Origin of the sequence: Pseudomonas cerasi, from assembly GCF_900074915.1 — a bacterium.
Classification (GTDB): domain Bacteria; phylum Pseudomonadota; class Gammaproteobacteria; order Pseudomonadales; family Pseudomonadaceae; genus Aquipseudomonas; species Aquipseudomonas cerasi.
The window spans coordinates 1-24741 of record NZ_LT222319.1 but is presented as its reverse complement, the minus strand read 5'-3'; the positions used below and the strand labels follow the sequence as shown (position 1 = coordinate 24741).

The window sequence follows — 24741 nt, the reverse complement described above, 5'->3', positions numbered from 1 at the left end:
AAGAACGAATTGGGCAAGATTAATGACATGAACGCGTCAAACAAGATTGTTGCCGCTGACCGAAAACTGACCCAGTAGAGGCTGTTCTGCCGACTGAAAACTGACCCAGGTGTTCAACTGCTTCTGCTCACTTTTTGAGCAGGAGAACACAGGGTGATCAGCATGGAAATGTTGGGAAAAATCCGGCGGATGTACTTCCGCGACAAGCTCTCGCTGCATCAGATAGCCAAGCGTACCGGGCTGTCGAGAAACACCATCCGAAAATGGGTCAGAGCGCCCGAAGCCAATCAACCAGCGTACCAACGGTGCGCATCCTTCAATAAGCTCAACCCTTTTCACGAGACCTTAGAGCAGGCGCTCAAGGCTGATTCGTTCCGGCCAAAACACAACCGTAGGAGCGCCAAGGCACTTTTTGAGCAGATCAAGGCCGAGGGTTATGACGGCGGTTACAGCCAGCTCACGGCGTTTGTCCGCTCTTGGCGGTGCGAGCAAGGCAAGTCTGTACGCGCTTTTGTACCGCTGACTTTTGCCCTCGGTGAGGCCTTTCAGTTTGACTGGAGCGAAGAAGGCCTGCTGATCGGTGGCCTGTTTCGACGTATCCAGGTCTCCCATATGAAGCTGTGCGCAAGTCGCGCGTTCTGGTTGGTTGCGTACCCCAGTCAAGGCCACGAGATGCTGTTTGATGCCCATACACGTTCGTTTGGAGCGTTGGGTGGCGTGCCACGTCGCGGCATCTACGACAACATGAAAACGGCTGTCGACAAGGTTAACAAAGGCAAAGGCCGCACGGTCAATGCCCGGTTTTCCGTGATGTGCGCGCACTATCTGTTCGATCCGGACTTCTGCAACGTGGCCTCTGGCTGGGAGAAAGGCATCGTCGAAAAGAACGTGCAAGACAGCCGGAGGCGAATCTGGCTCGATGCTCAAAATTGCATGTTCCATACCTTCGAGGAGCTGAACGTCTGGCTCGGCCAACGCTGTCGTACGCTCTGGGCTGAACTTGTACATCCGCAGTACAACGGTTTGACGGTGGCAGAAGCCCTGGAGCTGGAGCAGGCTGAAATGATGCCGATGCCGACGGCCTTTGATGGCTACGTGGAACGCACCGTCCGTGTCTCTAGCACCTGCCTGATCAGCGTGGCGCGCAATCGTTATTCGGTGCCTTGCGAGCGTGTGGGTCAATGGGTCAGCAGCCGTTTGTACCCTTCGCGAATCGTGGTCATTGCCGACGAAACGGTGATCGCCAGTCACGAGCGCCTCTTTGATCGAGATCAGATCGGTTTTGACTGGCAGCACTACATCCCACTCATCGAACGCAAGCCTGGTGCACTGCGCAATGGCGCTCCATTTGCTGATCTGCCAAAACCGTTACAGCTTCTTAAACGCGGACTGAGGCGTCACACCAACGGTGATCGAATCATGATGCAGGTACTGGCTGCTGTGCCCATCGCCGGTCTCGAACCAGTGCTGGTGGCGGTGGAGCTGGTACTTGAATCGGGAAGTCTGAGCGCCGATCACATCCTCAATGTCGTTGCCCGCCTGACCTCCACCGCACCACCTCCCTGTGTAGAAACCAGCCTGCAACTCAAAGTGGCGCCGGTTGCCAATACAGCACGCTACGACCGGCTCCGTACGACCGATGAGGAGAATCGCAATGCGTGACCTAATGACTGAACTCAAAGAACTGCGCCTGCACGGCATGGCCAGTGCTTGGGAAGAACTGGTCTCTCAAGGAACAGCGTCGACGGCTTCATCGAAATGGCTGCTGGAACATCTGCTTCAGCAGGAACATGCGGATCGCGCGGTGCGCTCGGTGAATCATCAGATGAACATGGCAAAACTCCCCATGCACCGTGACTTAGCTGGCTTTGACTTCAGCGCTTCCAGCGCTGATGCCCGGCTGGTCAGCGATCTATCCAGCTTGGCGTTCACTGAAACCGCGCAGAATGTCGTGTTCATCGGCGGCCCTGGCACCGGGAAAACACACCTGGCCAGTGCCTTGGCTGTATCCGGAATCACGGCCTACAACAAACGCGTGCGCTTCTTTTCCACGGTGGATCTGGTGAATCTGCTGGAGCGTGAGAAGTACGATGGCAAGGCAGGGCGAATCGCCCAGGCACTGCTGCGCACAGACCTGGTGATACTGGATGAACTCGGATATTTGCCCTTCAGCCAAAGCGGTGGCGCCCTGTTATTTCACCTGCTGTCCAAACTGTACGAACACACCAGCGTGGTCATCACCACCAACCTGAGCTTCTCGGAATGGTCGAGTGTGTTTGGCGACGCCAAGATGACCACCGCGTTGCTGGATCGGCTGACACACCACTGCCACATCGTCGAAACGGGCAACGAGTCCTACCGCCTACAACACAGCACATTGGCTGCCCAGACAAAGATCAAAACACGCGAACGAAAGCGAAAGGACGGAAATGATATCGAGGACGATGAGCCATTTTGATCCGCACCATAAATGCCCTGCTGCATGCGGTGGGGCTTGATGCGTCTTCAATCGGAACACTGCTGCTAAGCTTATCCACAATTGCTGGGGCAAAAATCAGCAATCCGTCCTGGGTCAATTTTCAATCGGCAGGGTGGGTCAGTTTTCAATCAGCGCCAACATGTCTGGATAGCATCGTCAGATTTGGTGCATTTCGATTCGTATCGGGGTACAGCGTTCAGACTCAAACCATGCCTCGGCTCCTGTCCTGGATATCTCATCAACACAGAAAACGGTCAACCGAGCGCCCTCGTCCTTTGTAAACAGGGGAGCGGCTGGCGGGATCCTGCCGGCGTTGCTAGGGAGCTGTATGAGCATGCAATAGCTCGCAGGCACACAGCCCCAGCGATCTGGTATGTCTTTGAAAAAGACAGTGCCGTGCTTCAGCACCTCGCAGAGCTAAGCATCTGGTGGGGTGGCTCGCCTACTAGTGACGATCCATGGTTACTCTTGGCCTATCTGACCGAATCAGGGAAGCTTGAGGTGCTTTTTGAGGAATACTTCTCCAACCTGATAGGCAGCATGACAAAGGGCGAAGGTGCGCTTCGGCCAAATGATCTGATCGCCACTGGGGAAGCTATGGATGGCAGCAAAGCCTGCATCACAATACCTTTACGGAACATCCAGCCTATATCTGCACCGACGAAGCATCGCCCGTACTCGGACGTACTTCGAGAGCGCTTACTGGCAATTGCCGGGCAAGGCGATGCGACGTCGCATCAAATTGACCGGTTAGCTGCTATTGACCTAGGTCTCTGACCTGTACCGGCTAAGCGTTGCCGGTGCTGCACACTGTAGATGTAACTGGGAGATCAAGGCGATCGGCTTTCAAACACGGAGTGCTTGAAAGCCATCAAATCGCGAAAGTCAGATGGCGATCCTGCTCCAGTCCGTTTTAGATAATGCCCTTTGATTCCAAGGGCTATTGGCCCGTCTCGATCACAACGCTGGGAATCCCCGATCATCCACACCTTGCAGGCGTCTACAGCCAACTCAGTCAGCACTGCCTCGTAGATCCGCCGATCTGGCTTGAGCGTCCCTATCTCATAGCTGAAGCCGTAGCTCTCCAAGCCAGGAAAGATGCGCTTAACAGCCGCGCCATAGGGCCGGGCCAAATTTGAACAGACCGCCACTTTCAGACCACGCGCTTGCAGTGCCTCAATGCAGGCGAGGGCGTCGGCGAAGGGTTGGATGCTAGCGACCTCGGCATCAAGTTCGGCTTGGATTCGCGCAAGCTCTGCCGGTGTTACATCAATACCGAAATGGTCAGCGGCCTGTGCAAGACCCCAAGGATGGCGCATTAGCATTGACGCATCATCCGGCTTAGGTCGCCGCCCTTGGGCGATACCCAGTTTTAGAAGCTGGCGAAATGGATGGCGCGCGTTCTCAATCCGTATGATGGTACCGAACGCATCAAAGATGGCCGCTTGGACATGGCTCATACCGCATACTCCTTCCAGAACATCGAACGCCAGAAAATCAACACCTTCGAGAAAGCCAACCTTTTGCTGTGCCGAAGCTACTTTTCTGCAAGGCAAACCTATTCAGGCCTATAATGCACAGCTAGCATGAGGTCAACCTATGGCAAGCGCCGATCAGCTCAAAGCACTGCTGAAATCCCACATTGCTGGTGATGACAGCCACTTTTTCTCCGTAGCGATGCAGGTTGCAGCGCACGAGGCAAAGCTCGGCCACGGAAAACTGGCAGAAGAGCTAAAAGCTCTGATCGATGCAGCGAAAGCTCGGCCCTCTTCAAAACTACCAAACAAAACGATCCCTATCAGCCAACCTCGTGGTGAGTTGGTCGGACTTCTCCAAGCCTCTTATCCACAAGCTCGGCTTTCCGACATGATCCTGGACGACCAGGTTGCTATGCGTTTGCATCGGATCATCAAAGAACAGCAGAACCATACGAAGATCCGTGCACACGGGCTTTCACCTCGCCGGAAACTGTTATTGGTCGGGCCACCAGGCACTGGCAAAACACTGACCGCCTCTGCATTGGCAGGTGAGTTGGGAGTTCCGCTGTTTGTTGTGCGACTTGATGCCTTGATCACCAAATTCATGGGGGAGACCGCCGCCAAACTGCGTCAGGTCTTTGATGCCATAACGGAAGTACGCGGTGTCTATTTTTTTGACGAGTTCGATGCCATAGGCTCGCAACGTGGCCAGGCAAATGATGTCGGCGAGATACGGCGCGTTTTGAATAGTTTTTTGCAAATGCTGGAGCAGGATCAGTCCCACAGTCTGGTAATCGCGGCTACAAACCACCCCGAGATTTTGGACTACGCCTTGTTCCGTCGGTTTGACGACATGATCCAGTACGGACTTCCCGAAGCAGAGCAAATCATCGCAGTGCTGAAGAATCGTTTATCCGCCTTCAAACCGAAACGGTTGGCTTGGTCAAAGCTCGCAGATAAAGCCAGCGGTCTGAGCTATGCCGACGTGGCACGGGCGGCAGACGATACCCTCAAAGATGCAATTATTCATGACCGTGCATCGATCACGGATTCTGATGTCTTAAATATGTTGGAAGAACGGAAGCTGATCAGTAAGAAAATACTAATCGATACATAATTCGAAGAGCAGTATCGCGATGACGGATCAACGCAGAGAAAACCTCCCGCATCTATTTCCCCAGAATACATCATCCGCAGAGCCCTTCACCTCCCATAGGGTTCCGGTAAGGCCTCCACCGCTTCCTGCACGTGATCGTGCCATGCACGGCAATGCTTTGCGAGAACAGCTCCAGCAGCTTCGGCCTGTTGCGGAGCAGGCAAAAGAAGAACAAGCGGCACTTGGAATCCAAAACGGCGTGGGCCTCCGAGTTCAGTTTGAAAGCTTCGACGATATCAAGCTCGCTTTTGAAAGTTTGGCAAATAAACCCAATGGGATCGAGCTTCTCAATTATAAAGAAGAAGGAGGAAAAGGCTTTGCGACCGTTTTCGTCCCGGATGGCAAGCTCGATTATTTTGAACGGGTCATCATCGAGTACCTTGATGATCGTAAAGGTTCTACAGGTCGAAGCCTTGACCATAAAGCCCTAGTCAACACGATTCAATCCATCCATGTGGCTCAACTAGAGGCGCTGTGGACGGATGCTCCAGCATTTTTTCCTACAGACGAAAACGAGATTATATGGTGGGAGGCTTGGTTACCCGTCAGGGATAATCGCGACCTGGTAGCTGCAGGCTTCATGCAGGCCGCTCAGCTACTTGGTATTCGAGTACTGGAGGGAAGGCTTAATTTCCCAGAACGAACAGTGCTGACAATCCAATGCAGCAAAGCACAGCTACAGCAGTCAGTTCTGACTCTTAACAGCATCGCTGAACTACGCAGGGCAAAGGAAACGGCAGATTTTTTTGATTCGTTTACACCTGCAGAGCAGCACGAATGGGCTGCTGAACTTCTAGGCAGAACAACCTTCACCGCCTCAGAGCATACTCCGCACATCTGCATTCTTGATACGGGTGTGAACCACGGCCACCCACTTTTAACTCCAGCACTTGTGGAACCAGACCTTCACACTATCGAGCCGGATTGGGGTGTTGATGATCGCCATGGCCATGGCACCAGCATGGCTGGACTAGCCCTTTATGGCGATTTAACCCATACATTAAGATCAGCGGAACCTCTGATCATTGAACATCGCCTTGAGTCTGTGAAGCTGCTACCAAGCGACGGAGCAAATGCTGGAGATGAGAAGAATTTCGGGTTCAATACAGTCGAAGCTGTATCCAGGGCTGAGATAACTGCGCCCCTAAGAACACGATTGTTCAGCATGGCAGTCACTACCGTGGACGGTCGAGATCGGGGCCGCCCGTCATCCTGGTCATCGGCTCTCGATCGGCTTGCCTTCGACGCAGATGCACAGGGTGCAAGCCCACGACTATTCGTTGTATCGGCAGGTAACATTCGAGAATCCAGCGAATGGATGGATTACCCAAGCAGCAATACGTTGATGGGCATTTGTGACCCTGCACAGGCTTGGAACTCATTAACTGTGGGGGCATTTACAGATCTGGTAGAGCTCCCACCAGGCCTGAGAGCTGTTGCCGCAAAGGGCGGCCTCAGCCCCTTCAGCACGACGTCGCAGAATTGGATTAACCATTATCCCCTGAAACCCGACGTGCTCTTCGAGGGAGGTAATCTGATCCATGATGAGTTGTTGGGCCCTGCTACAGCAGGGGAGCTATCACTGCTGACCACCCATAACCACCCAGTCGACCGCCATCTCACCTTAGCCACTGCCACCAGCGCTGCGACGTCGCTTTGTTCCCGGATGGCGGCTCAGTTAATGGCCGCATACCCAGGGCGCTGGCCTGAAAGCATTCGGGCTTTGATCGTTCATTCTGCTGAATGGACTGATGCGATGAAGCAGATGTTTCTTCCGCAAAATCGTAACCCAACAAAACAGGATTACGAACGTCTGGTTAGGCATTGTGGCTTTGGCGTGCCCAGCCTGGAGCGTGCCCAATGGAGCGCATCTAACTCGCTGACGCTGATTGTCGAGGACACCCTCCAACCCTTTAAGAAGTTGAGAGGGAAAGATCCCTCTCCACGAGAAATGCACCTGCACAAGCTACCCTGGCCTAAGGACGAACTTGAAGCATTGGGGGCAACCGACGTTGAGATGACCGTCACGTTGTCCTACTTCATCGAACCTAATCCATCCGCCCGCGGAAGATCTCGCTATCGATATGAATCCCACGGTCTTCGCTTCGACGTAAAACGCCCAACGGAGGATGTCCCTCGGTTCAGAGCCAGGGTAAATGCCGCTGCGCTCGACGATGAAAATGGAGTGCCGAACCATGACAACGACCCGGCGTGGACTCTAGGTAAACAGAAACGCCATCGTGGCTCGCTTCATCAGGACACTTGGAAAGGCACTGCAGCTGAGCTAGCAAGCCGTGGCTATCTTGCCGTGTACCCATCATTAGGATGGTGGAAGACTAGGGGGGCTTTGGAGCGATATGACAGCCCGGCACGATATGCGCTAATTATTTCGATCAAAGTCCCTGAGGTTGATACGGACATTTACAGTGTAATCGCTGCCAAGATCACTCCAGAAAATGTCGTTCTGGTGTAACGGTATGATCCGCATAGGCAGCTGGGGAGAAGCTTATGCCTTGCATCGGAGGACGGACTTTGTACTCAACCCCAGCTCTGTGGGCCGAAATTTGAGTCACGGTGGATGACGACAGCATTTGTGCCATAGGTGATTTCGAGCGCATGGCCCTTCAATGCTGCCCTCAGATCGTCCTGAAATGCCTCCTTGATGTCACCGCCACTGTAAAAATGACCCCCTAACGCCAACCTAGAATTGACCCCCCTGGGTAAAACTGGCGGCTTTGAGCTGCCAATATGTTGACCCAGGAGCAGTCTGTGGAAATTAAAGTGTTGGCCCGTCAGGGCCATGGCATCAAATTCATCGCCCGTGAGCTGGGTATTTCGCGTAACACCGTGCGCAAGTACCTGCGAAAGGCCCGGTCGCTACCCAGTGACAAGGTGAGACCCGCACGTCCGTGCAAAATCGACCCCTTCAAGGACTACCTGCACGAGCGTATTGAGGCGGCGCGCCCACACTGGATTCCGGCGACCGTCCTGCTGCGTGAGATCACGGCATTGGGGTACAGCGGCGGCGTCAGTCGTCTGAAGGCTTATATTCGCCCCTTCAAACGTAAGGCAGAAGAGCCGGTGGTACGTTTCGAGACACTGCCCGGCAAGCAGATACAGGTGGACTTCACCACCATTCGACGAGGCCGTCAGCCGCTTAAGGCGTTCGTGGCGACACTTGGTTTTAGTCGAGCAAGCTTTGTCCGTTTCTCCGAGCGAGAGGACAGCGAAGCCTGGCTGACAGGGCTTCGGGAGGCGTTCGCTTACTTTGGCGGCGTGCCCGAGCAGGCATTGTTTGATAACGCCGGAACCATCATCACCGAGCGAGATGCTTTTGGGGAGGGCCAGCACCGTTGGCATCCCCGATTGGCTGCGCTGGCCGATGAGTTTGGTTTTATTCCCAAGGTCTGCCGCCCTTACCGTGCCCAGACCAAGGGCAAGGTTGAGCGCTTCAACGGGTATCTGAAGGGCAGTTTCATTACCCCGTTGGCCGCTACGCTCAAGAGTGCGGGTCTGACGCTGGATGTGGTGACGGCCAACGCACATATCGGCCAATGGCTCGACGAAGTCGCTCATCAGCGGATTCACGGCACGACGGGTGTTCAACCGGCGGTACGTCTGGCCCAAGAGCAGCAGGTACTATTACCACTGCCAACACAGAGCCTGCGCCCGCAACCCGCCCAAGGCCTACGCCTGGGACGGGTCCTGCCGTACGAGAGCTTGCAGCATCCGCTGTCGGTTTATGAGCAACTGCTGGAGGTGAGAGCATGAACCTTCAACATGCTCGCCTGACAGAACTATGCAAGGGGCTAAAGCTTGAGCGCGTCGGGGTGGACTGGCCGCACCTGGCCCAACAAGCAGCAAGCGGCGAAGACAGCTTTGCCGACTTCCTCGAAAAGCTGCTGGCTGCCGAGACCGATGCCCGAAGTGAACGCTCTCGACAGGCCCTGCTGAAAACTGCCGCGCTGCCCGCTGTGAAAACGCTGGAGCAATACGACTTCGCGTTTGCCACCGGCGTCCCCCGGGCACAGCTCCAGGAGCTGGCAGCACTGAGTTTTGTTGGACGTGCCGAGAACATCGTGTTCCTGGGGCCTAGTGGTGTAGGCAAGAGCCACCTGGCTATCGCCCTGGCCTACCGGGCAGTGATGGCCGGTATCAAAACCCGCTTCGTCACGGCGGCTGACTTGATGCTGCAACTGACCGCTGCGCACCGCCAGGAACGGCTCAAGGAATACTTCAGTCGTGTGGTGATGGCCCCTGGGTTGTTGGTCATCGATGAAATCGGCTACCTGCCGTTTGGTCGTGATGAAGCCAACCTGTTCTTCAATGTTGTCGCCAAGCGCTACGAGCAAGGCAGCCTGATCCTCACGAGTAACTTGCCGTTTACCCAGTGGGCCGGAACCTTTGCGGATGATCAAACACTGACAGCGGCCATGCTGGACAGGCTGTTACATCATGCCCATATCGTGCAGATGACAGGTGAAAGCTATCGACTCAAGGACAAGCGCAAAGCAGGAACCAAATCTTCTCGGGCCGAACCGGCTCGAAAATATGAACCCGAGGGGGGTCAAAACTAAGTTGGCGATTTAGCACGGAAGGGGGTCACTTTTTAGTTGGCGTTGACACCTTGATACGCTCACGGGAAGCAACCTCGTAAAGCTGGGCCCAAGGTAATGTCCATACATTCAACGTTTTCTTTTTCATAAAACCGTCGATATCGGTGGCAATAACGTGAGCACTTTTAGCCATTTCCAAGCGTTCCTTTGCGATTGATTTCTTTCGTATCGATTTCTAAGCGATCGTACTGGGGTCACCCTGAGATATCAATACGCCATCAGCATTACAGCGTGTGTGGGCCCCCCAACGAGCTGGTCACGTCAGGACATAGAACAGCCAAAGACTGAGAGATCAGAAAATCGCCGGCAATCACAAGGAGTACTCATGTGTAATGCATGGAATCACCCCAAAAACTGCAGCTGCGGCTGGGGCGGTGATGGACACCCAGGACGATCCACTAATGCCTATAGCGCGCCAGCGACTCACGGCGCCTGGTTAATTTCGCTTACCAATACCTATCACAGTTACGTCAATCCCAACGCCGGCTGCCCGGTGTGCGGGACTGCAGTGTTCTTTTATCAATCGCCCAGTGGTGGCCGAGTTTTCTTCGACGAGTTGGGCCCTCCTTGGCCAAAACACCCCTGCACCGACACTATCACCCCTCCAGCGAAAGCTCCTCACTCATCGAGGATGACAGGTCAGTCAACCGTTTACGCATGGCAGCGTGCCGGATGGCAACCGTTCATTATCGAAGCGGTCGTGGGCATCGACAAAGACTACCTTAAGCTGACCGGAGTCCGTCAGGGGCAGCACCTGTTCCTCTATCTAAGGCGGCTCGTGACACACCATCAACACCATCAGGCGCTGTCCGAGCACAACCTAGCGCAGATTAAAACCCTAGGCGACGGCCACTTTCAGCTGTCGATCCTTCTCACGCAGGGGTCTCCGATCACCCTCGACGTGTACGCTCTGCTTGCCCAAGCGAGAGAAGGCCGAAGTACATCGGTTGGGTCGGCGAAACCCACACCCACAGATAAGCGAACGGCATCGTTGAATAAGCCGTCCAATCCACGACGGCCCAACGTCCAGCGTGAACCGAAGAAATCGACTGAACGCGCGCCAGCGACCACGGCCATGGCGTTAGCCTTTTGTAAGGCTCAGGAACGACAGGGCCATTCCTAAGCTCTCTACGATTCGCGCTGCACATAATTGGACGTTATGGTCAATCAGCCCCCACGTGGGGGGCGGACACGGTCGACAGCCGCTACCACTCCGGAGACCGGATCTCGGTCATACGCTATAGCAGCAGGGTGGGGCATGGCGTAGCAGTGGAACGAAGGGGCGGCTGATGAAGAAAGCCATTGCGCAGGAAACCCTGGCGGCCCTGGTCGAGACTGGGGCGGCGCGGGAGTTTCGCGTGCTACGCGAGGGCGAGGCCTGGCGCCTGGAACTGCGCCTCGGCGCCAAGTGGCTGCCGGTGCGGTCACGGCGTGAACCGGTGCGCTACTGGCGCTCACTGACCGCCGTTGGGCGGTTCTGCGCAGGCGTGGGCAGCAAGATGCTGACGGTCGAACTCTAAGGAAAGTCGCATTAACCGGGTAACTGACCTGTAACCGCCAGGTCTTGCAGTGCCGCAGCGTAGCGATCCAAAAGCGCAACCTGGCTGCGGACTTTGAGTGTATGCAGTCGTTGTTTAAGGCGTTCACCATCGGGATGCGAACAGGCAATCAAGCGTCCTACACGGCCCATCGCACGGCGAACCAAAGGCTCCAGCTCTGTCCACGCCGTACCCTGCGTCGCCTGATCCTCCAACTGTTTTACTACCGCCCGAATCGCCTTACGCTCGGCCTTGGGTATGCCTGGGATTGCGTTAAAGATCGTCAGCCCGGTAACGGTCAAAGACTCGAATCCATTTTTGGAGAGCACCGTTTGTCCGCGCTTGCGAATATGCAACTTTGAACGCTTCTGGTAGCAGCCCTTCTGCGCCAGCATGTGGGTGACCGCCGAGACGATGCTTGTTAGCGCTGATGAATCGATGGGCTTAATGGAGGTGATGGTGATGTCATCCGCGAACCTAGAATAATTGAATCCCTGCGCATTCAACTTGGCGACCAATGCCGGTTCGATATCCCAGAACACCAGGTTGGCTATATAGCCACTGCTGCTGGCACCTTGCGGCACGACGCCATGACGGGTTGTCAGCAGCGCCAAGATGCCTGCCACCGCCTCGGAAAACCCGAACAAGCCCACGAACAATTGCTGAACATGCTGCGTCTTGATGGAAGGGAAAAAGTCTTTAATGTCCTGAAGCACCACGCACTGGGCACGACCGTGGATGTGTGCATTGGAGTAAATACTGCGGCGTTTAACCGGATCCTTGATCCCGCCATGGAGATAGCCTGGAAAGCGAACGCGAGCCAGCAGTCGATCAACGATCTTGCGCTGAATGGCTTTCAACGGCTCGTAGGCATCATAGGTATCACGGGGAGTGCCGTCTTTCTTGGTTTGCGGCACATGACGGTACAAGTTGGAGCTGCGCCTGGCCAAGCTTTCGAGGAGTTCGGCGGGTTCGCCAAGGGTCAATGACAGCGCCTTTAGGCTGTAGATCGGTTTGAAGGGATAAAGCGGAGCGTCCATTTCCTGTCCCCAAAATGACGTGAGGCCGATCACTGGATCGGCCTCACTAGAATTCGAATGATGTGGTTTGTTGCGTCATAGGAAGAACCCTACATTACTGCAAAGCCAATCCCAAATACTCCCTGAGTGATCCCAGACCCAGATTGCAGAACGGTACAGGATAAATTTTGCCACCGGTTTGGCAACAGCCTTCATCTTGACCCATTTGCGCTGACTCGGTTGCTGGGGAACAGTTTGTACGATGACGCGGGCATCTTCAGTGTTGTGCATGTGCTGATGGATACGAGTATCGACAGCATTCTTTACCTTCTTCATGGTTACAGTTCCTTACGGTGGATTACTCCGCCGCCAGGTATTCCGGGCCGAATGGAACTTTGAAGATGCCGCTACAAACCACAGTTCTGCTTATCAAATCCTTGATAAGCCGTCCGCCGCATTTCTGTCGATTTACCGATGGAGCATCGCTGACAGCCTCGTGACATTTGCCACGAAACCCTCAGCGCTGAGCACATCGGGATGACGACAGGTGTGTGGCGAAGGTAGCTCTGGAGAACACAAAAGCTGGTCAGTTTCCCGACCACCAACTGCAAGCCCGATTCTTAACCATGTTTAAAGAGCACCTGGGCGGTAACACCCAGCACTGATAGTTGTACCTGAGTTCAGACGAGGGATTCAACTGGAAAATGTCACCGGCCATTTCATCTAGCCGGTGACAAGCTCTCGATCAGATATCGAGAGGAGGGAGGGACTCTATGATCTTCATGGTTTCCAGGCTAACCGTGACCACGCGCAGGAATAGCTCCAGCGGGTAGCGGGGGTTGTCCATGGTTTCGATGGCCCAGTCGTTAGCGTCGTTGGTGATGCCGCTGTCTTTGTGGGTGCTGACGGATTGGCGCTCGACCACCCAATCCAGTGCGGGCTTGCCGTTGACGATGTATTCGTAGGCTTGCAGCGGGATGCCAGTGATGGTGATTTTGGCGTTGTAATGCAGAGTGCTGAGGTCTTTGTCTTTGCCCTTTTTGCCATACTTCATCTTGGTTACGCGGTAGTCACTGTCGATGCTGGCGCTGCTTTGTACGTTAGCGGGGTACATTGCCACGGTTTCGTAGCCCAGGTGTAAATCGGCCAGCGCGCGACCTGCCTTGGAGTAAGCCCAGAAGTCAGCAGCGGCTTTTACCGCTGGTATGCGCGGCAACTCTTTGCTGAGATTGTCGGCGTACTTGTCGCGGAACTCCGACGAATGCAGCAGGCCATAGACGTAATAGAAGAGGTCTTCCTTGCTGATGACCTCGCCTGGATAGGCGGCGCTAAAGTGCGCCAGACCTTCCTCGGTGATAGCGTCGCGGCGGCTGGCACTTGGCTGTGCCGGGGTGTCAAACAGGCTCGGAACCGTCTTACTGGCCCTGGCTTGATCTTCAGGACTGTCGTAAAGGTAAAGCGGGAAGCATTGTTCTCCGCCATCAGGCGTGAACCCAGGAACGCGATCAGTAATGAGCGCAATCTGGCCATTTGACCATCTTGCTTTAACCATAATTATCCGATTATCCGCCCCATCTCCGGGGAAGATACGCGGCATTTGGTAGACCATTTCGTTGAAACGACGATTGAAGTAAATCCACTGCTTGGTGAAAGGGCGGTAGAGACTTGGGGCAAGGCAGTCCGCTTCAAAGGTAAAGAACCGATCTTTGGCAAGCTCTTGTTTGAGCGCCCGAGTCCAACTGATTTGTGTTGGATCGGTATTGATAAAACCTTCCAACTTAGATTCGCGGGCTTTCTTGTCCGCCCCAACATGGGCGGCGTTAAAGCGCGTTACCTCTGCATTATAAAATTCAATCATCCCGCTCATGTTGGACGCTACACCAGACTTGCTAGCGTTAAAGCACCAAGCGTCCCGTGCTGTGAGCACCCCTTGCGAGAAATTTTCAAAAACCTTCTTTGCATCCCCTTTCTTATCGCCCAGCACGATAAATTCACCAAAACTGTTATCGCGCTGGTTGACCCAGTCACCATGCTCGTCGGGGGTCACGGACTGCCAAGCATTTGCTGCGGTAATACCGGCAATACTGGCAAAAGCGCTAATCTTTTCTAGTTTCTCGGTTTGGCTTAGGTAGTCGCCAATATCGTGCCAGTAAATTTGTCCGTGTTGCCGGGCGGCTGGGTTCTTGACCAGCAGCGTAATGGCAATCGGGGCGCGGCTGCCGCTGCCGAATATCTTGCCTCCCTCTCTTCGGGAAAGCTCGCCAGATGTCCTTTGATTACCGCGTAAATGGAATACATAAATACTGGAGAACTCTTCGGCCAAGCACTGACGCAAACCGTCAGCGGTGGTAGCCTCCAAAAAACCCGCATTGGTGACGAACCCAATCACGCCACTGTCGCCAATTCGATCAGAAGCCCAACGGATAGCGCGGATATAGCTGTCGTACAGTCCCTTTGCGAGCGTGGCTTTTGACTGCGCTGCATAGGTGTCACGAATACGGCTGTCGAGCAGCGGATAGGCGACATTGGAATTGTTGTCGTTCTCGCTGGCCTGCCCAACTGAATACGGCGGGTTGCCAATGATCACTCGAATATTCAGCGCCTTCTGGCGGGTACGGCGAGCGCTGTTATCCATCAGCAGCTCACTGACTAGGTCGTCTTTTTCATAGAGCTGGAAGGTGTCGGTTAAGCAGATGCCCTCGAAGGACTGGTACCCGCCCCCTACAATGCTGTGGTAGACAGCTTCGATATTGATGGCGGCAATGTAATAGGCCAGCAATACGATTTCGTTGGCATGGATTTGGCCTTGGTATTTGCTCTGTAGCTGTTCTTTGCTAATCAGTCCACTTTGCAGCAGGCGGGTGATGAAAGTGCCGGTGAAGGGGTCGATGATATGCACCCCATCGCTGCCCAGAGTTTGGCCGAACTCGCTCTGTAGGATGTCGTTGACGCTGTGAATGATGAAATCCACCACTTCCACCGGGGTGTAGACAATGCCTAGGCGCTCGGTCATGCGCGGGAAGGCGTTACGGAAAAACTTGTCGTACAACTCAACAATGATTTTCTGTTTGCCTTCGGCATTGTCGATGCCGTCGGCGCGCATTTTTACGCTGTCGTAAAAGCGTTGGAGGGTGTCGGCTTCTTTGTCCAAGTGGTGCTCTTGAAGCACGTCCAGGACGTTTTGCATCGCGCAAGACATGGGGTTATTGCTGGCGAAGCTGTACCCCTCAAACAGCGCGTCAAACACTGGCTTGGTAATTAGGTGCTGGGCCAACATCTCGATTACTTCGCCGTCGCTGATGCTGTCGTTCAAGTCGTCACGCAGCTCGCCGGCAAAGCTAAAAAAGGCTTCGCGCTCACGGGTGTTGTCTTCATTCTCAATGATGCTGGTGATGCGCGTGATGTGCGTGCGGGCAATTTTAGCGATGTCCTTGGCCCAATCTTCCCAGTGGCTGCGGTTACCGCACTTCTGCACCACCTTGGCATAGATAGCGCGCTCAATTTCACCAATCTCAAACTCTAGGCCGAACTGTTGAGGCGCAGGGCCGTGATCATATTTACCGCTCTTTTCGCCGATGCCATAAGTGTCCTTGCCATTGTCTTTGCCGATGTTGCTGCGGTCGGTTTTCTTGTTGAGCTTCTCGGTAACGGCGATGATTTCCATCTTGGCCGGGTCGCTGCCGATCAGATCGAGTTTGTTGACCATAGCGTCGAAGCGGTCATCGTGTGAGCGCAAGGCCTGCAGCACTTGCCAGACGACCTTGTAGGTTTTGTTGTCGTTCAGCGCTTCATCGGGTGCCATGCCGGAAGGGATGACGACCGGCAAAATCACATAGCCACGCTTCTTGCCTTCGGCCTTGCGCATGACGCGACCAACCGATTGCACCACGTCTACCTGTGAATTGCGCGGAGTGAGGAACAGCACGGCGTCCAAGGCGGGCACGTCCACACCTTCAGACAGGCAGCGCACGTTGCTGAGGATGCGACAAGTGTTGTCGGGCACCTCGGCCTTAAGCCAGTCGAGTTCGGCCTCTTTCTGGCTGGCAGTCATGCCGCCGTCAACATGAGAAGCTTCGCAGATGAGCGTGGCGGCAGTGTCGGTGCTTTCCGGGTTGCTGGCTTTGTAAGACTCGACCACCTGATCAAACATGCTAGCGATGTTTTTGGAGCTGACCTTGTGGGTTTTGGCGAACTTTTGGTACTCGATGACCTGGCAAAAGGCCACGGCGCGGCGCATGGGATCGCCATCGTCTACGAGGTCTTCGCGGGTGTCTTGTTTACTCAGGGCCTTCCAGCAGCCGATGATTTTGGCAGCGTCCTCCAGCTTGATTTGATTGTCGTCGTCGGCCAGCAGCTTTTGCAGGCGGCTGCTGATGTGCTTTTCATCCATGGCCAGCACCAGCACTTTGTAATCGACCAGCAGCTCGGCCTTTACCGCTTCGCTGAAGGTGATGACGAACAGCTCTTTACCGTACAGGCTGCCGTCATCCATGGAGCACAGAGCAACATCATCTTTTTCAGCACTGGCCTTGGCCAATTCACCATAGATGCGCGGAGTGGCGGTCATATAGAGGCGCTTGGTGCTGCGGATGTAGTCGGCGATGTGGACTTTAACGAAGGCGCTTTCGTCATCGTCGCCAAAGGTCGCCCCGGTGGTGCGGTGGGCTTCGTCGCAGATGATCAGGTCGAAGTCAGCCAGGCCATGCTGGGTTTGGGCATCGCTGATCACAGCAATGGAGTGGTAGGTGCTGAATACCACGCTCATATGTTGGTCATCGTGGCGCGCGAGCATCTCTGCTGCTAACTTGCGTGGCGCGGTGGTGGCCGGGTAGCGCAGTTCGTGGGCAAAGGTTTGTACGGCGTCATCGTCTTTCTTGCGCTTCTTGCCCACGTCGCTGTCAGAGCACACGGCAAAGCTATGCAACGGGGTTTCGCTCTCTTGCGTCCACTCGGTGAGTGTTTGCGACAGCAGCGACAGACTGGGCACCAAAAACAGCACGCGCTTGCCCGCACCGGCCAACTGTTCGGCAATCTTCAAACTGGTGAAAGTTTTGCCGGTGCCACAGGCCATGATCAGCTTGCCCCGGTCAGCGGTTTGCAGGCCGCTGGCAACGGATAGCAGGGCGCGCTTCTGGTGGTCACGCAGCTGCTTCTTACCCTTGAGCACTACAGCTTGATTGGGCTGATAGCGTGCCCAGTCAATCTGACTGTTTTCCAGGTCTTGACGATCAATTTTGCTCACTGGCGGCTGCTGGTTTTGCAGGGCGTCGGCGGCGTGCTCGTTCCAGTTGTTGGTGGTAGTGACGATAACGCGATGGGTGAAGGGCTTTTTGCCCGAAGCGGTAAAGAAGCTGTCGATGTCGCTTTTTTGGATGCGGTAGTTGTCTGCGAAGAATTTGCACTGGATGGCGTGGATCTCCCCCGTGCCATGGGTTTTGGCTACGAGGTCGATACCGGTGTCGCGACCGTCTAGTCCTTGCTCCTTTGACCAGTCGGAATATGTCCACACTTGCGCATACAGATCGCAATATGTCGCCTCGTTGCGCAGGTAGGTACAAATCAGCTCTTCAAAGTAGGTGCCTTTCTCGCGCTCGCTTACTGAGGCGGTGCGATAGGTGTTAAGCAGGGCGGTGAGAGCGGACATAAGAATTCCTTTTGAATACGACTGGCGCATCACGGGCACCAAATCGCAGCAGTCTATCAATTGGGGCAACTACGAACAGCCAAAAGAAAACCCCGGTAGGCCTTTCGGTCAACCAGGGTTTGTTGGCAGGGCAGTGGGCCATTAACTTTGGCCAAATCGATTAATTTTGACCGACGTGGCGATTAACTTTACCCACCTACAGCTGGCTGGCTGGCTGGCTGGCTGGCTGGCTGGCTGGCTGGCTGGCTCAGCATGCGGTTTGTTTTAATCAATCCGCAAGCGTATCTCAATAGGCGCCCATCAGCGGTGGTTTAGGGGTCTGATGGGCGATGCTGTTTTGATTTCCATAAATTGCCTCGCATCAGATGCTTCTAAATCTCCCAGGTTTTTTGCCTCTATCAATACGAGATTTTCCGAACAATCTTTGTAGCTTCGCTACAAAATGAACTCCACGGATACCTCCCAGCCATCCCTAAAGCTCTCAGCCAAAACGAAAAACCCCGGCGCTAAGCCGGGGTAGTGACGCTTTTTGTCATGACAATAACCTGCACGAACATGACAATTAACTTGCCCGTCGACAGCTCATCAGAAGTCCAGGTTGGACACTGCCAGTGCATTACTCTCGATGAAGTCACGACGTGGCTCGACCGCATCACCCATGAGGGTGTTGAAGATCTGGTCAGCGCCGATGGCGTCTTCGATAGTGACCTTCAGCATGCGACGCACACTCGGGTCCATGGTGGTTTCCCACAGTTGGTCCGGGTTCATCTCACCCAGACCTTTGTAGCGCTGGATGGTGTGGCGCTTGGTGCTTTCGGCCATCAGCCAGGCAAGGGCTTCCTTGAACTCGGTGACGGGCTTCTTGCGCTCGCCACGTTGCACGTAAGCACCTTCTTCCAGAAGCGTGCTGATCTGCGCGCCCAGAGCGGTAACGGTCTTATAGTCGTTGCTGCCGAAGAAGTCGCGGTTGAAGGTGACGTAGTTCGACAGGCCGTGGGAGATCAGTTCGACCTCTGGCAGCCAGACGTTACGTTCACGGTCTTCACGCAGGCTGGCCTTGTAGACCAGACCTGACTTCTCACCGGTACGCAGACGCGCGTCGAACAGTGCCAGCCAGGCCTGCATGCCCTCGTGATCAGACAGCTGCTCGAGCGTGATCGGCGGCAGGTAGACGAAATGCTCGGTCAGTTCCTGTGGGTACAGACGCGACAGGCGCTTGAGCGTCTTCATGACCATGCGGAAGTCATTGACCAGCTTCTCCAGCGCGGTACCGGAGATACCCGGAGCCGATTCGCTAAGGTGAAGGCTGGCGTCTTCAAGGGCCGATTGGGTCATGTATTCTTCCATGGCCTCGTCGTCCTTGATGTACTGCTCCTGCTTGCCTTTCTTGACCTTGTACAGTGGCGGCTGAGCGATGTAGATGTAGCCACGCTCGATCAGCTCGGGCAACTGACGGAAGAAGAAGGTCAGCAGCAGGGTACGGATGTGCGAGCCGTCGACGTCAGCATCGGTCATGATGATGATGTTGTGATAACGCAACTTGTCGATGTTGTACTCTTCACGGCCAATACCGCAGCCCAGCGCAGTGATCAAGGTGCCCACTTCCTGCGAAGAGATCATCTTGTCGAAACGCGCTTTTTCAACGTTCAGGATCTTGCCCTTGAGCGGCAGGATGGCCTGGGTTCTACGATTACGCCCCTGCTTGGCTGATCCGCCAGCAGAGTCCCCTTCCACCAGGTACAGTTCGGAGAGGGCAGGGTCTTTTTCCTGGCAGTCCGCCAGTTTGCCGGGCAGACCAGCGATATCCAGCGCGCCTTTACGACGAGTCATCTCACGCGCCTTGCGCGCAGCTTCGCGGGCACGGGCTGCGTCGATCATCTTGCCGACAACTGCTTTGGCTTCGTTCGGGTTTTCCAACAGGAAGTCGGAGAAGTACTTGCCCATTTCCTGTTCGACAGCCGTTTTGACTTCAGACGAAACCAGCTTGTCCTTGGTCTGCGAGCTGAACTTCGGATCAGGCACCTTGACCGAAATGATCGCAGTCAGACCTTCACGCGCATCGTCGCCAGTAGTCGCGACCTTGTGCTTCTTGGCCAGACCTTCCTGCTCGATGTAGTTGTTCAGGTTACGCGTCAGTGCAGAACGGAAACCCACCAGGTGAGTACCGCCATCACGCTGCGGAATGTTGTTGGTGAAACACAGCAGGTTCTCGTTGAAGCTGTCGTTCCACTGCAGCGCAATCTCGACACCAATGCCGTCGTCGCGTTGAATATTGAAGTGGAACACCTGATTGACCGGCGTCTTGTTGGTGTTCAGGTATTCAACGAATGCACGCAGACCACCTTCATATTTGAACAGCTCTTCCTTACCGCTACGTTCGTCCTTGAGGACAATGCCGACACCGGAGTTAAGGAAGGACAGTTCGCGAATCCGCTTGGCCAAGATGTCCCAGCTGAAGTGGATATTCTTGAACGTTTCAGCGGAAGGCTTGAAGTGGATCTGGGTGCCCGTGGTGTCACTTTCACCGACGATTTTCATCGGTTCCTGTGGAACACCATGCACGTAAGTCTGCTCCCAGATCTTGCCGCTGCGACGAACCGTCAGCAACAGAATTTCTGAAAGGGCGTTAACAACAGATACACCTACACCGTGCAAACCGCCGGATACCTTGTAGGAGTTATCATCGAACTTACCGCCAGCGTGGAGCACGGTCATGATGACCTCGGCTGCCGACACGCCTTCTTCTTTATGCACGTCTACCGGAATACCGCGGCCGTTGTCGCGCACGGTGATAGATTCGTCTGGATGGATGATGATGCTGATGTCGTCGCAATGGCCTGCCAATGCTTCGTCGATCGAGTTATCAACCACCTCGAACACCATGTGGTGCAGACCGCTGCCATCGTCTGTATCACCGATGTACATTCCGGGACGCTTGCGTACGGCATCAAGTCCTTTCAGCACCTTAATGCTGGACGAGTCGTACGTTTGGTTTTCGCTCATGCAATCACTCCCGATGGTCGTGGGTCTGGGTGATACGGCCTTGTTCCACGTGGAACAAAGCGACTGGCGTTTCCGTCTGCCAGCCTTCCCTCAAAAATTCTTGATCTACACAGGTGATAAACACCTGGCAGCGTAATTCTTCCAGCAAGCGGCAAAGTGCGCGTCGATGGTTGTCATCCAGTTCGGAGGGCAAATCATCTACCAGGTAAATACACTGGCCTCGACGGACCTGGCTGACCAGATGTCCCTGAGCAATACGCAGTGCACAGACCACCAGCTTTTGCTGACCGCGAGACAGAATATCTGCCGCATTATGCGCGCCTAATCTAAGGCGCAGGTCAGCTCGCTGTGGCCCGGCCTGGGTGTGGCCCATTTGCTGGTCGCGGTGGAGGGAAGAGGCGAGCACTGCACTTAGCTCTTTTTCCTTGTCCCATCCCCGGTAGTAGCTCAGGGTCAAACCTTCAAGCTCGACAAGTTCGCTCAAAGTCTGTTCAAAGACTGGCTTCAATGCCTTGATATACGCCCGGCGGAACTCGTCGATCTCGTCACTCGCCGAGCACAGCTCACGGTCCCATGCCGCCTGTGAAGCGGCGTCAAGTGTACCATGCCGAAGCCACGAGTTTCGCTGCTTGAGGGCCTTCTGCAGGCGCTGCCACGTGGCCATAAAGCGAGGTTCCACGTGGAACACTCCCCAATCCAAAAATTGCCTGCGTATCTTCGGCGCGCCTTCTAGCAGTCTAAAGCTGTCAGGATTGATGAGCTGCAGCGGCAGAATTTCCGCAAGCTGGGCGGCGCTCCTGGCGTTCTGCCCGTCGATACGAATCTGGAACTCACCTTGGCGATCGCGTGAAACACCCAGATTGCTGTGTCCACCTTGTGCAAGATCGACCTGACCGAAGACCGTACATGAAGGCTTTTCGTACTGGATGACGGGCAGCAAGCGACTGCTGCGAAACGAGCGGGCAATACCCAGCAGATGGATAGCTTCCAGCACGCTGGTTTTGCCACTGCCGTTAGCGCCGTAGAGGATATTGATACGCGGGGAGGGGGAGAGGGTCACCGGGTGCAGATTGCGCACCCCGGTGACCGAGACGCGACTAAGAGACATCTAGGTTGCGCTGGACATGAAGTTACAGACGCATCGGCATGACGACGTAGGCGGAATCGTCGTTATCGGACTCTTGCACCAAGGCGCTGCTGTTGGAGTCGGACAGAATCAAACGCACCTGTTCGGTCGTCATGACGCCCAGCACGTCAAGCAGGTAGCTCACGTTGAAACCGATCTCCAGCGAGTCACCGTTGTACTCGACGCTGATTTCTTCTTCCGCTTCTTCCTGCTCGGGGTTGTTGGCCTGAATCTTCAATTGACCGCTGGCCAGTTGCAGACGGATGCCACGGTACTTCTCGTTGGACAGAATCGCCGTCCGGCTGAACGCCTCACGCAGTGCCTGACGATCACCGAGCACCAGCTTGTCACCACCTTTAGGCAGCACGCGCTCGTAGTCGGGGAACTTGCCATCCACCAGTTTGGAGGTGAAGGTGAATTCGCCAGTGGTCGCACGGATGTGATGCTGACCCAGAACGATGCTGACCATACCGTCCTGCTCGGTCAGCAGGCGAGCCATTTCGAGAATACCTTTACGTGGAACGATCACCTGATGACGATCAGCATGTTCGATATCGGCAGACATCGAGCACATCGCCAGACGATGGCCGTCGGTAGCCACGGCGCGCAAGATGCCCGCACTCACTTCCAGCAACATACCATTGAGGTAGTAACGAACGTCCTGTTGGGCCATTGCAAAGCTGGTGCGCTCGATCAAGCGGCGCAGTTTGCTCTGCACCAGGTTGAACGTCAGCGAACCCGGGCCTTCTTCGACGGTCGGGAAGTCATTGGCGGGCAAGGTAGACAGGGTAAACCGGCTACGCCCCGCCTTGACGATCAGCTTCGAGTCGTCGAGCTTGATATCGATCAGCGCGTCGTTGGACAGGCTTTTGCAAATGTCCATGAGCTTGCGCGCAGGAACCGTGATTTCTCCAGGTTCGGCGGGCTCTTCCAGCTGGACGCGGCCAACCAGTTCGGCTTCCAGATCCGTACCGGTCAGCGACAGTTGCTGACCTTCTACGACCAGGAGCACATTGGAAAGAACCGGCAAGGTCTGGCGGCGTTCGACGACGCCGGCGACCAATTGCAGGGGTTTCAACAGGGCTTCGCGTTGAATGGTGAAATGCATGGTCTAGTCCCTTGCCTTGATGAGCTGCACTGGCGTTATCACGTAGTCAGAGTGCGCAGCAGGTTCTTGTAGTCCTCGCGGATATCCGCATCGGATTCCTTGAGCTCGTTGATCTTTCGGCACGCGTGCAAGACGGTCGTGTGGTCACGGCCACCAAACACGTCACCGATTTCCGGAAGACTGTGGTTGGTGAGTTCCTTGGAGAGCGCCATCGCGACCTGGCGAGGCCGGGCGACAGAGCGGGAACGACGCTTGGACAGCAGATCGGAGATCTTGATCTTGTAGTACTCGGCAACGGTGCGCTGAATGTTATCCACACTGACCAGCTTGTCCTGCAACGCCAGCAAGTCCTTCAGCGACTCGCGAATCAGCTCGATGGTGATGTCGCGGCCCATGAAGTGCGAGTGAGCGATGACGCGCTTGAGCGCACCTTCCAGCTCTCTGACGTTGGAGCGAATGCGCTGGGCAATGAAGAACGCTGCGTCATGAGGCAGATCGACCTTGGCCTGATCTGCTTTTTTCATGAGGATCGCGACGCGGGTTTCCAGCTCCGGAGGCTCGACGGCAACCGTCAGGCCCCAGCCGAAACGCGACTTGAGTCGTTCTTCAAGGCCTTCGATTTCCTTGGGATAGCGGTCGCTGGTCAGAATGACCTGCTGTCCGCCTTCCAGCAGCGCGTTGAACGTGTGGAAAAACTCTTCCTGCGAGCGTTCCTTGCGGGCGAAAAACTGGATGTCATCGATCAGCAGTGCATCAACTGAACGGTAGAAACGCTTGAACTCGTTGATTGCATTGAGCTGCAAGGCCTTGACCATATCTGCGACGAAGCGCTCCGAATGCAGGTACACGACCTTGGCGTTCGGATTCTTCTTCAGCAGGTGGTTACCTACTGCGTGCATCAAGTGAGTTTTACCGAGACCGACACCGCCATAAAGGAACAGCGGGTTGTAGCCATGCTTGGGGTTGTCGGCAACCTGCCAGGCCGCAGCGCGTGCCAGCTGGTTGGACTTACCCTCGACGAAATTCTCGAACGTGAACGTACGGTTCAGGTAACTGGTGTGCTTGAGCGCGCCTTCTACCTGAACGGTACGCTGTTCTGCGCGAGCGGGCGCCTGTTGCGAGCTGGCACCTGCCATCGGATCAAAGCTGTCACGCGACGGCTCGTCGTGTGCTGCAACGTTCTGAACAGGTGCCGGCGTCGCCACGGCAGCAACCGGAGCAGCCGTGGCAGGAGCCGGTGCCGAGACGCTGCTGACCGAATTGGCAGACAGTGCCTGGGACGCTGCGGCGGCCAATGGCGCATTCGGAGCGGCACGGGGTGCGGAGCTGCGCTTGCTTCCTATTAATAAGGAAAGAGCAGGGGCCATCCCTTGACCGTGTTCGCCGAGAAGCTCAAGCAAACGACCGAGGTATTTTTCGTTGACCCAATCGAGAACAAAACGATTTGGTGCGTACACACGCAACTCGTCGCCTTCGGCTTCGACCTGTAGCGGACGGATCCAAGTGTTGAATTGCTGGGCAGGCAGCTCATCGCGCAAAAGCTCCACGCACTGCTGCCAAAGTTCCACTGACAC

General features: G+C 55.2%; 17 protein-coding genes. 8 read left to right on the top strand and 9 right to left on the bottom strand.

The features are described 5' to 3' along the window. Positions 1-162: 162 nt before the first annotated feature. From istA (PCPL58_RS02525) to PCPL58_RS31955, 3 genes are all read left to right on the top strand, one after another. Positions 163-1662, top strand: coding sequence for an IS21-like element ISPsy20 family transposase (istA, locus tag PCPL58_RS02525; RefSeq protein ID WP_104685637.1), 1500 nt, complete (start codon positions 163-165; stop codon positions 1660-1662). Then, positions 1655-2458, top strand: coding sequence for an IS21-like element ISPsy20 family helper ATPase IstB (gene istB / locus PCPL58_RS02520; protein ID WP_031598096.1), 804 nt, complete (start codon positions 1655-1657; stop codon positions 2456-2458). Before istA (PCPL58_RS02525) ends, istB (PCPL58_RS02520) begins: the two co-directional genes overlap by 8 nt. Positions 2459-2947: 489 nt before the next feature. Continuing rightward, positions 2948-3256 carry a hypothetical protein gene (locus tag PCPL58_RS31955; protein WP_232002877.1) on the top strand — a complete coding sequence of 103 codons (309 nt, stop codon included), beginning with the start codon at positions 2948-2950 and terminating at the stop codon, positions 3254-3256. A gap of 53 nt (positions 3257-3309) precedes the next feature. Here PCPL58_RS31955 and PCPL58_RS02510 read toward each other — a convergent pair whose 3' ends face one another. After that, positions 3310-3939: an HAD family hydrolase gene (locus PCPL58_RS02510; protein ID WP_065348740.1), complete on the bottom strand. Its 630-nt coding sequence runs from the start codon at positions 3937-3939 to the stop codon at positions 3310-3312. Between the two features lie 139 nt (positions 3940-4078). On the opposite strand from PCPL58_RS02510, the gene PCPL58_RS02505 reads away from it, so the two are divergent. From PCPL58_RS02505 to istB (PCPL58_RS02490), 4 genes are all read left to right on the top strand, one after another. Beyond that, complete coding sequence (locus PCPL58_RS02505; RefSeq protein ID WP_024669681.1) at positions 4079-5074, top strand: AAA family ATPase; 996 nt, start codon at positions 4079-4081, stop codon at positions 5072-5074. A 142-nt stretch (positions 5075-5216) separates the two neighbouring features. Next, positions 5217-7586: a S8 family peptidase gene (locus PCPL58_RS02500; protein WP_232002875.1), complete on the top strand. Its 2370-nt coding sequence runs from the start codon at positions 5217-5219 to the stop codon at positions 7584-7586. 275 nt (positions 7587-7861) lie between these two features. After that, positions 7862-8884, top strand: coding sequence for an IS21-like element ISPsy4 family transposase (istA, locus tag PCPL58_RS02495; protein WP_002551322.1), 1023 nt, complete (start codon positions 7862-7864; stop codon positions 8882-8884). Continuing rightward, on the top strand, positions 8881-9690 hold the full coding sequence (gene istB, locus PCPL58_RS02490) for an IS21-like element ISPsy4 family helper ATPase IstB (RefSeq protein WP_005741073.1): 810 nt from the start codon (positions 8881-8883) through the stop codon (positions 9688-9690). Before istA (PCPL58_RS02495) ends, istB (PCPL58_RS02490) begins: the two co-directional genes overlap by 4 nt. Before the next feature lie 25 nt (positions 9691-9715). On the opposite strand, the gene PCPL58_RS30535 is transcribed toward istB (PCPL58_RS02490), so the two are convergent. Next, complete coding sequence (locus tag PCPL58_RS30535; protein ID WP_157893882.1) at positions 9716-9862, bottom strand: hypothetical protein; 147 nt, start codon at positions 9860-9862, stop codon at positions 9716-9718. Between the two features lie 1156 nt (positions 9863-11018). Here PCPL58_RS30535 and PCPL58_RS02480 point away from each other — a divergent pair. Next, complete coding sequence (locus tag PCPL58_RS02480; protein WP_065348737.1) at positions 11019-11249, top strand: hypothetical protein; 231 nt, start codon at positions 11019-11021, stop codon at positions 11247-11249. Between the two features lie 11 nt (positions 11250-11260). Here PCPL58_RS02480 and PCPL58_RS02475 read toward each other — a convergent pair whose 3' ends face one another. The 7 genes from PCPL58_RS02475 to dnaA all read right to left on the bottom strand — a co-directional run bounded on the left by PCPL58_RS02475 (position 11261) and on the right by dnaA (position 24741). Beyond that, positions 11261-12307, bottom strand: a complete 1047-nt coding sequence (locus PCPL58_RS02475) for a reverse transcriptase family protein (RefSeq protein WP_065348736.1) — start codon at positions 12305-12307, stop codon at positions 11261-11263. 75 nt (positions 12308-12382) lie between these two features. Beyond that, positions 12383-12622 (bottom strand): hypothetical protein, encoded by a 240-nt coding sequence (locus PCPL58_RS02470; protein WP_065348735.1) that lies wholly within the window; start codon positions 12620-12622, stop codon positions 12383-12385. 409 nt (positions 12623-13031) lie between these two features. Further along, positions 13032-17930 carry a DEAD/DEAH box helicase gene (locus PCPL58_RS02465; RefSeq protein WP_065348734.1) on the bottom strand — a complete coding sequence of 1633 codons (4899 nt, stop codon included), beginning with the start codon at positions 17928-17930 and terminating at the stop codon, positions 13032-13034. A gap of 585 nt (positions 17931-18515) precedes the next feature. Further along, positions 18516-20933, bottom strand: a complete 2418-nt coding sequence (gyrB, locus tag PCPL58_RS02460; protein WP_003432737.1) for a DNA topoisomerase (ATP-hydrolyzing) subunit B — start codon at positions 20931-20933, stop codon at positions 18516-18518. A 4-nt stretch (positions 20934-20937) separates the two neighbouring features. Further along, positions 20938-22041 (bottom strand): DNA replication/repair protein RecF, encoded by a 1104-nt coding sequence (gene recF, locus PCPL58_RS02455; protein ID WP_065348733.1) that lies wholly within the window; start codon positions 22039-22041, stop codon positions 20938-20940. Positions 22042-22063: 22 nt separating this feature from the next. After that, complete coding sequence (gene dnaN, locus PCPL58_RS02450; protein WP_065348732.1) at positions 22064-23167, bottom strand: DNA polymerase III subunit beta; 1104 nt, start codon at positions 23165-23167, stop codon at positions 22064-22066. Between the two features lie 38 nt (positions 23168-23205). Next, positions 23206-24741, bottom strand: a complete 1536-nt coding sequence (dnaA, locus tag PCPL58_RS02445) for a chromosomal replication initiator protein DnaA (protein ID WP_054082286.1) — start codon at positions 24739-24741, stop codon at positions 23206-23208.

What these genes read in the sequence shown, in the direction of transcription:
- istA (WP_104685637.1), top strand. Translation starts at nt 163, where the DNA reads ATGGAAATGTTGGGAAAAATCCGGCGGATGTACTTCCGCGACAAGCTC.
- istB (WP_031598096.1), top strand. Translation starts at nt 1,655, where the DNA reads ATGCGTGACCTAATGACTGAACTCAAAGAACTGCGCCTGCACGGCATG.
- PCPL58_RS02510 (WP_065348740.1), bottom strand. Translation starts at nt 3,939, where the DNA reads ATGAGCCATGTCCAAGCGGCCATCTTTGATGCGTTCGGTACCATCATA.
- PCPL58_RS02505 (WP_024669681.1), top strand. Translation starts at nt 4,079, where the DNA reads ATGGCAAGCGCCGATCAGCTCAAAGCACTGCTGAAATCCCACATTGCT.
- PCPL58_RS02500 (WP_232002875.1), top strand. Translation starts at nt 5,217, where the DNA reads ATGCACGGCAATGCTTTGCGAGAACAGCTCCAGCAGCTTCGGCCTGTT.
- istA (WP_002551322.1), top strand. Translation starts at nt 7,862, where the DNA reads ATGTTGACCCAGGAGCAGTCTGTGGAAATTAAAGTGTTGGCCCGTCAG.
- istB (WP_005741073.1), top strand. Translation starts at nt 8,881, where the DNA reads ATGAACCTTCAACATGCTCGCCTGACAGAACTATGCAAGGGGCTAAAG.
- PCPL58_RS30535 (WP_157893882.1), bottom strand. Translation starts at nt 9,862, where the DNA reads ATGGCTAAAAGTGCTCACGTTATTGCCACCGATATCGACGGTTTTATG.
- PCPL58_RS02480 (WP_065348737.1), top strand. Translation starts at nt 11,019, where the DNA reads ATGAAGAAAGCCATTGCGCAGGAAACCCTGGCGGCCCTGGTCGAGACT.
- PCPL58_RS02475 (WP_065348736.1), bottom strand. Translation starts at nt 12,307, where the DNA reads ATGGACGCTCCGCTTTATCCCTTCAAACCGATCTACAGCCTAAAGGCG.
- PCPL58_RS02470 (WP_065348735.1), bottom strand. Translation starts at nt 12,622, where the DNA reads ATGAAGAAGGTAAAGAATGCTGTCGATACTCGTATCCATCAGCACATG.
- PCPL58_RS02465 (WP_065348734.1), bottom strand. Translation starts at nt 17,930, where the DNA reads ATGTCCGCTCTCACCGCCCTGCTTAACACCTATCGCACCGCCTCAGTA.
- gyrB (WP_003432737.1), bottom strand. Translation starts at nt 20,933, where the DNA reads ATGAGCGAAAACCAAACGTACGACTCGTCCAGCATTAAGGTGCTGAAA.
- recF (WP_065348733.1), bottom strand. Translation starts at nt 22,041, where the DNA reads ATGTCTCTTAGTCGCGTCTCGGTCACCGGGGTGCGCAATCTGCACCCG.
- dnaN (WP_065348732.1), bottom strand. Translation starts at nt 23,167, where the DNA reads ATGCATTTCACCATTCAACGCGAAGCCCTGTTGAAACCCCTGCAATTG.